This is a genomic window from Streptomyces sp. NPDC090442, from assembly GCF_044769405.1.
In the GTDB taxonomy this organism is placed as follows: domain Bacteria; phylum Actinomycetota; class Actinomycetes; order Streptomycetales; family Streptomycetaceae; genus Streptomyces.
On record NZ_JBIVXW010000162.1, the window covers coordinates 1 to 5,554 of the forward strand.

5 protein-coding genes and 1 pseudogene are annotated in these 5,554 nt (G+C 58.9%); 2 read left to right on the plus strand and 4 right to left on the minus strand.

From position 1 onward, the window contains the following. Positions 1-182 precede the first annotated feature (182 nt). The 3 genes and pseudogenes from ACIQU6_RS43620 to ACIQU6_RS43630 form a co-directional block, all read right to left on the minus strand. Positions 183-1,070, minus strand: coding sequence for a helix-turn-helix domain-containing protein (locus tag ACIQU6_RS43620; protein ID WP_403488124.1), 888 nt, complete (start codon positions 1,068-1,070; stop codon positions 183-185). 725 nt (positions 1,071-1,795) lie between these two features. Beyond that, on the minus strand, positions 1,796-2,179 hold the full coding sequence (locus ACIQU6_RS43625; RefSeq protein ID WP_403488132.1) for a transposase: 384 nt from the start codon (positions 2,177-2,179) through the stop codon (positions 1,796-1,798). 62 nt (positions 2,180-2,241) lie between these two features. Continuing rightward, positions 2,242-2,583 (minus strand): annotated as a pseudogene (locus ACIQU6_RS43630) (ISAs1 family transposase); the annotation flags it as partial. Positions 2,584-2,598: 15 nt separating this feature from the next. On the opposite strand from ACIQU6_RS43630, the gene ACIQU6_RS43635 reads away from it, so the two are divergent. Both ACIQU6_RS43635 and ACIQU6_RS43640 read left to right on the plus strand, forming a co-directional pair. Then, entirely contained in the window at positions 2,599-3,003 is a 405-nt protein-coding gene (locus ACIQU6_RS43635; RefSeq protein WP_403488126.1) for a winged helix-turn-helix domain-containing protein, read from the plus strand. Next, entirely contained in the window at positions 2,907-3,518 is a 612-nt protein-coding gene (locus tag ACIQU6_RS43640; protein WP_403488128.1) for an IS630 family transposase, read from the plus strand. Before ACIQU6_RS43635 ends, ACIQU6_RS43640 begins: the two co-directional genes overlap by 97 nt. Here ACIQU6_RS43640 and ACIQU6_RS43645 read toward each other — a convergent pair whose 3' ends face one another. After that, positions 3,519-5,306 (minus strand): discoidin domain-containing protein, encoded by a 1,788-nt coding sequence (locus ACIQU6_RS43645; RefSeq protein WP_403488130.1) that lies wholly within the window; start codon positions 5,304-5,306, stop codon positions 3,519-3,521. It abuts the gene before it with no gap. Between the last annotated feature and the right edge of the window lie 248 nt (positions 5,307-5,554).

Below are 5,554 nucleotides of genomic sequence, written 5' to 3' on the forward strand. Positions count from 1 at the left end.
CTTCGTTGCATACGGAGAGGCCATCCTGACAGACCGTCACCCAGCTGTGACCTGCAGATTCGTGGAACCCCCAAGACTTTGCAACAGCCCTGGCCCCAACCGCATCAGTCGAACCGTCATCGCCGTTCACACCATCGAGATTGCCTGGCGCTCAGGATGAGAAACCTTCACTCAAATAATATCTACCTGCGACCAGGCCTCGACCCCGCAGAAGCCTCCCGGCGGATACGTTCGACTTCCAGGACATGATCTTCACGGTACAGGTTTCTATTTCCTTGATGGGCTATGGGGGTGAGATAGCCTCGATGATCCCACTGGCGAATGCATGCGATGGTGACACCTGCAATTTCAGCCGCCTCGGCAGTGGTCAAGAGACGGTAACGTGGATTATCAGGCGCCGTGATATTCTGGACGTTTCGACGTTTAACGGTCTTTGCAGAGATCGAACTATTCTGATTTCCCTCTTTGGTTGGCGAGTAATCGGCGACAGGTGAACCAGAGAGAGTCAGACGGCTGGCGCACATTCGGCAGAGAATCACGCCGTCCGGTAATTGAGTAAGGGATCTACGATTGCATTTTGGGCAAGGTGTCGGAAGTCGCCTCGGGCTTTTATTGAAGCCGAGAAGGAGGCGTGCACGGTGGTAGGCAGCTCGAGCGTTACTTGCGTCTTTTGCATCATCAATGGTGCGGACCGTCCGGGGAAGTTCGGCCAGGAGAGCCAGGCAGAGGTGTTGCAGAAGTGAACCAGGGCGCAAGGGAGGCGAAGGAATTTTTTCGGGCAAGGTGTGAGTAGCCCATGTATATACAGTGTTGAGGCAAGCGATGGCGTGAGAAAGGAGAGGTAATCGTATAGGGAGAGGAGGAGATCGGTACTTCCAAGGAGGGCGGGTGACGGGAGTCTCTGCGGACCTGCGCGGGAAAGTTTGCAGTTCGGTATGTAGACAGACGTAGAGGTGAGGGAGATTTTCCAAAACTTCACGGAGGCTGGACAGGCAATCAGAGCAACAAAAATATTCTAAATTAGGGGCGCTGTCGAGGTGGGCAGCACAGAGAAGGCAGCTCTCTCGCATAGTTACATCCAGTGAATAAGGGGGACTGGCAGTTGTCGCTCATTTTACTGAGCCGCTTAAACGCTTAATGCAGATTAAAGGGCATTGCGGTTCTTTTTCTGTCATCCGGGCTTAGCTGGCTCAGAGAGCGGGCAGCGCCGTAGCTGTGCACGAGTGAGGCGTAGTGCACCGCGTGAGACATGTCTATCCTGCGAAAATGCCGCCGCCCTCGGAAGTCGAGGATAAAAGAAATTCAGTTACCCATTGGCTTGGACTGCGCGATCGTGTCGACTGTCCAGCCGCTACTGACTGGCCCTTGACGTAGACGCACTTGCCGGACACTGTGTCAGTGGCACTGCAATATTTACCATCGGTGAAGGGTTCAGTGCGTGCAAGCAGTCCAATTTCATAGGGCTGTTCCATCCTGGCGCTTCAGTAGGGTCACACCATCCTAGCGGGCGTCTAATTTGTGTGGCAAGGTCCAAAACGGCAGAGTCACGTCACTCCGGCGTCCCTGCTTACCCGCGCTCCGTTAATCGTGATCTCGCATCAGTCTCGAAAATGGATGACGAAGAACTCCAAGGTTTTCATGGTGGCGCTGATTGAAGAGATTGGCAACCGGTCAGCGACCCATCTTCCTGCCAGCCTCGATCCACTGCATGGTGGTTTAAGCTGCGGAAGGTGAACGTGGGTCTTTTGGGTCGGGGACGGGGTGCCGTCAGGGCTCAGGGCCTCGGCAAAGTCGTTCAGGTGAGGCCGAGCATGGTCAACGGGCGGGTGTGGTCACGGGCGTTGGCGCGTAGGGTTCGGGCGATGTTGGTGGCTCCGGCCAGGCGGCAGGTGCTGATGGCCAGGTTGCGGAGGGTGGCCATGGCGCGGGGGCTGTTGCCGGTGCGGACTTGTGAGCGGTCCTCGTCGAAGGTGACGTCCCGGACCCAGTGGAGCCTGTTCTCGATGTTCCAGTGCCCGCGGGCGTAGATGCCGAGCTGGGTGGGGCCGGCCTGGTGCGGGTGCAGGCTGGTGATGCCGTAGACGGTCTCGGTGTGTTTGATCCGTCCGTCGAGGTGGCGGACGGTGCGGCGGATCCGGAACGCCTGGGCGGCATAGGGGAAGTGCAGGCCGGCGGGCACCGTGACGACCAGACGGCGCGGTGCTCCTTGCGTCCATGGCCTCTGGTCCGGGTGAAGGACCGGCCTGGGACGTTGGCCCAGGGCAGCGCGTTGAGCTGGGAAAACAGTGTTGGCTGGTTCTGTTTCACCGTCAACACGTAGTCCGCGCCCTTGTCTTCGACGAGGCAGCGGGCGTGGGCGCGCTGGGTGTGCAGGGCGTCGGCGGTCACCACTTTCCCGGCCAGGTCGAGCGGGTCGAGCAGGGGCTGGAACCGGGTGATCTCGTTCGTCTTCGACTCGACGTCGACCTGCCCGAGGACAATGCCGCTGTCGTGGTCGAGTGCGGCCATCAGATGTATTTGATCTCCGCCGGCGGTGCGGGCGCCGCGTGCTGTCTTGCCGTCCACCGCGACCGCCTCCCGCATCCCGTCCACCGGCGCATGCCTCTTCCTCTGCTCCGCGAGCCAGCCGCAGACTGGGAGGCTCTGCTGTCCAAGGGGCCGGGCGGCAACTCGTATCTGAGCGCGGAGCAGGAACGGGAGCTGGATGATCTGCTGCGGGCGGGGCCGACGGCGTACGGGTGGGAGGACCAGCGGTGGACGCTGGCCCGGGTCGGGGTGCTGATCGAGGAGCGGTTCAAGGTCACGTACGAGATTTCCGGGGTGTGGCGACTGCTGGATCGCCTTGGCTGGTCGTGGCAGGTGCCCAAGGTGCGGGCCGTGGAGCGAAACGAGGAGGCGATTGCCGCATGGCGCGCGGAGACGTGGCCGGCGGCGTCCCATCCGCGCAGGTCACCGAAGGTGGAGGGTGGGTCTGTTTCGAGGACGAGGCCGGGGCCTGGCTGAACGGGCCGGTCCGCCGCACCTGGGGCAAGGCCGGGCAGACCCCGATACTGCGGATGTCCGGGAAACGCAACGACAAGATCAGCATGGCGGCGTGGATCTGCTTCAAGGGCGGCGAGGAACCCCGGATGATCTACGCGATCAAGCCGTCGGGCGGCTACACGAAGAAGGACTTCCCCCGCTTCCTGGCCCTGCTGCACCGCCGCCTGGACGGCCCCGTCGCCATCGTCTGGGACAACTACTCCAGTCACATCAGCAAGCACGTGAAACAGTACGCGCAGCGGCAGAGCTGGCTCACGATCATCCAGCTGCCCTCCTACGCACCGGAGTTGAACCCCGTCGAACTGCTCTGGGCACACGCCAAGGAGAAGATCGCGAACCGGGCGTTCCGTTCGATTAGCGAACTCCACCAGGCCGCGAAGAGCGCCTTGCGCTACATCCAGCGCCACCCCGAACTCCTCACCGCATTCCTGGCCGGGACTGGTCTCGAACTCCCCCCACCCGCATCAAGCCCGTAGTCAAAGATCAGTAGTACCAGGCATCTCGTACACGCCCGTGCCGAACGCCATCATTTGACTAGCGAGACCACCCGTTCCCCCCACTTTTCTGTATCTCACCTGCGTTCCCCGAAAGACTGGGATCCAGTCAGAGGTCTGACTTGGGCGGAGGGTTATAGTCGAGCTGGACTCTACTCTGGGGCGAGTGTATTTGATATAAATCTCATACGTACAGGTAGTGTCCCGAATATTGGTGGCGAATTGCATCAAGCCATCCGTCAACACTTCCACATCACGCCAATCTGAACTCTCTGGGGTGTCGATTGAGACCCAATCGATCAGTCCTGTTGGTCCTGCAAGCTCAAGGCCAGCGCCGATACCCAGCTCTCCCGTGATGCTGGCGTCTCCCGTGATGCTGGCGTCTCCCGTGATGCTGGCGTCACCTGCGATGGCAGCGTCTCCGGTAATGCCGATGCTTCTTGCTGCTGTAATATCTCCAGTCACGCTCAACGGGGTGCTGATGCTCGCCATCCCGTCTCTAAGGGTCATGGTGCCTGCGGTGGGTTGTTGGGTTTCCAGTGTTATTGCTCGGATTACTAGGGGCATTGCCGCGAGTGCTTTCGTTCTGATGCGAATTGCTTTAATGGGGGTGGTGGGCGGTAATGCGAAATTCCAATCTCCGTATCCCTGGAAATTGTTCTCGTGGGTGATCCAAGGTTCTGTCCCTGTGGGGGAGTACTCTACGGCGCAGGACGTGGCGAGACGGTTGGGCTGGCCGTACTTTATGTGTAGCCTTTGAATTGTACTCGGACTGTCGAGGCTTACTGTAAGGGTTTGATTGAGGGCTGGTCCTTGCATGGACTCAAAATAGGTAGATTCAATGCCGTCGATGGCGTGTGCTGCCGGATGGCCGTTTTGTGCAACTCCTGAGTATGCGGCACTCAGTTTTGGGTCTGGAGTCGGGATGTTGAGTCCGCTTTCTCCTAGGGTGGTGAGGTGGTGGACGGTGATGTTGGGTTCTTTGACTTTGACGGTTGTGGTGAGGTAGTGAGGTAGGTTGGCGTCTGCGTGTTCGGCTTTGAGGGTGAAGTTGGTGATGTCGGTGATGGGGTCGCTGTCCCATCTGCCTCCGTGTGGTTTGTTTTCGGAGTCGGGGCCGAATGCTTTGTCGTCTTGGTACATGGTGTAGGTGGCGTTTGATGTGCCTTCCCAGTTGAGTGTGACGGTGCTGCCTCGGTCTACGACGGATTGTCTTGCGCGGAGGCTTCGGAAGTAGAAGCTGCCATCCAGTTTAACTACTTCCATGCGTCTTGTCTTTTTGGTGAAGGGGCTTGAGGGCTGCTTACTGGTCTCTTCTGTGATTTCAATGACGGGTTTTCCTTTGGTGTTGTTGACGATGACATGTGTGATTATGAAGGCGATTGTCGTCCCCTTGTTGAAGTGATATCCTTGTGGATTTTTAGCGGTGAACTCTATCACCTTGTATCCGTTTGCTGCCGGTATCGGTGAATAGCCCCAATCGGTGGGGACGTTTGCTGATATCCTGTCTGCGTTTTCTTGCTTGACCAGGTGTTCATCGCCGTCTCCGATGGGGATCCGGAAGACGATTGTGTCTGCCCAGGCGGGGAGGTTGGGCGGGTATAATTCCGGGTTTTCGGGGTTCTCTACGTCGCCGACTGAGAATTCGAGGTTGATTTCCTGGTTTCCTCCGGGGGGGTTGATGACGATGTACTCCTTGTTGGTGGTCATGTTGCACCCGAGGAGTGGGGCAGGGTCCTGGCTGATGCCGGTGCTGGTATAGATGGGCATGGTGTTTCCAATCAACGGCTGATCTTGGTTGTTGAGGTGTCAGTTGTTGGTGGTGGGGGTGAGGCGGCCTTCGAAGGCGATCTGGAAGGCGTTCAAGGGTGCTTTCCAGCGCATGGTCCAGCGGCGTTGGCCCTTGCCCAACGTCGATTGATTAGGCGGCTGGTGTCATCCGGCGGTGCTTGGGTGATGCTGCATCAGGTGTCGTGATCTGCAGGATCGCTGGGCCGTTCGGTGGTGCCGGCCGTCGG

Excerpts from the sequence above, each read along its gene's own strand:
- ACIQU6_RS43620 (WP_403488124.1), bottom strand. The coding sequence starts at position 1,070 with ATGCGAGAGAGCTGCCTTCTCTGTGCTGCCCACCTCGACAGCGCCCCT.
- ACIQU6_RS43635 (WP_403488126.1), top strand. The coding sequence starts at position 2,599 with ATGCCTCTTCCTCTGCTCCGCGAGCCAGCCGCAGACTGGGAGGCTCTG.
- ACIQU6_RS43640 (WP_403488128.1), top strand. The coding sequence starts at position 2,907 with ATGGCGCGCGGAGACGTGGCCGGCGGCGTCCCATCCGCGCAGGTCACC.
- ACIQU6_RS43645 (WP_403488130.1), bottom strand. The coding sequence starts at position 5,306 with ATGCCCATCTATACCAGCACCGGCATCAGCCAGGACCCTGCCCCACTC.